This window comes from Photorhabdus kayaii (genome assembly GCF_025384895.1).
In the GTDB taxonomy this organism is placed as follows: Bacteria; Pseudomonadota; Gammaproteobacteria; order Enterobacterales; family Enterobacteriaceae; genus Photorhabdus; species Photorhabdus kayaii.
In genome coordinates, this window is sequence record NZ_JAJAFZ010000176.1 from 1 (window position 1) to 1,382 (window position 1,382).

Annotated in this window: 1 protein-coding gene and 1 pseudogene; both read left to right on the top strand. The window is 41.7% G+C overall.

Translation table 11 applies throughout. The features are described from left to right. Nucleotides 1-359, top strand: a pseudogene (locus LGZ98_RS23715) (hypothetical protein); the annotation flags it as partial. Nucleotides 360-401: 42 nt separating this feature from the next. Next, the coding region (locus LGZ98_RS23720; RefSeq protein ID WP_262978730.1) for an IS630-like element ISPlu3 family transposase at nucleotides 402-1,382 on the top strand (981 nt) is incomplete at its 3' end.

The window sequence follows — 1,382 nt, forward strand, 5'->3', positions numbered from 1 at the left end:
CGGTCAATTGGATTGATCCTCTGGGACTGGCAGGATGTAACAAAAAGGATTATGAATATGACATGGTGAATAATCCTGGTCCATTATCTCATCATCCATATGATATTCGTTGGGCTCCTGCGGGTAATTTTGCCGGTGGTAAATATAATTCTAGGGTATTAGACGAAGATCTTATTCTTTATCGTGGAGGAAATGGCGGCGGCGGGCAAAATGCTTTAGGGCAATGGTTCACCACTTCACCGCCAACATCTGTCGCCCATGTGAGAATAGATACAGCGGTTAAACCTCAATGGTTTAATGAAGCTGGAGAATTAACAGGTAAATCACCGATAAATGCCGTATATACCCGTAATCACTGAAGATGCTTGATTTTATCCGAAATGGAGATCATTATCCTCGCTATGAAAATATTTATTACATCAGAACAAAAAATCAAACTTGAACGTCTTCACGACACCACTCGTGATGGTCAGGTACGAGACAGAATAAAAGCGATCCTTCTGGCTTCTGAAGGGTGGAGTTCTGTGATGATAGCCCAGGCATTGCGACTCCATCAGACCACCGTTGACCGCCATATCAGTGATTACCTTAATCAAGGTAAACTTAAATCTGATAATGGGGGGTCTGATAGTTTGCTTTCCCGAGAACAAACTGATTTTTTAATCAATCACTTATCTCAACATCTTTTCCATCACACCCATGAAATCGTGGCCTATGTTGCTCAGCTCTGGAAGATTACCTTTAGCATTCCCGGCATGAATAAATGGCTACACCGTCAGGGTTTTTCTTATAAAAAACCTTGTGGCGTCCCTCATAAATTCGACGCAGAAAAACAGCGACAATTTATTGAATATGATGAGAATCTTAAAGTCACAGCGAAAGACGAACCCATCCTTTTTCTTGACGCTGTTCACCCGACTCAAGGTACCAAACTCAGTTATGGCTGGATGCGAAAGGGCGAGAAAAAAACAGTCAAAACAACAGGAAGCCGGACTCGCCTGAATATATTGGGCGCGCTCAACCTGAATGCCATTGGTCGTACGGTGTTCCAGGAATATCAAACCATTAATGACTACAACATTTGCTGTTTTTTCAATGAAATAAGAAAGTCTTATCCTGACTATCATCAAAAAATTCACCTTATTGTGGATGGGGCGGGTTACAACAAAGCTCATCTCGTGAAGGAGTGGGCTTATGTTAGCAATATTGAATTACATTACCTTCCGCCATACAGCCCAAATTTAAACCCGATAGAGCGATTATGGAAGGTCATGAATGAACATGTTCGAAATAACCGTTATTTCGCGGATAAACATGAATTTCGAGACAAAGTATTCAAATTTTTCACCACAACGCTACCGGATATAGCGGACTCGCTGATG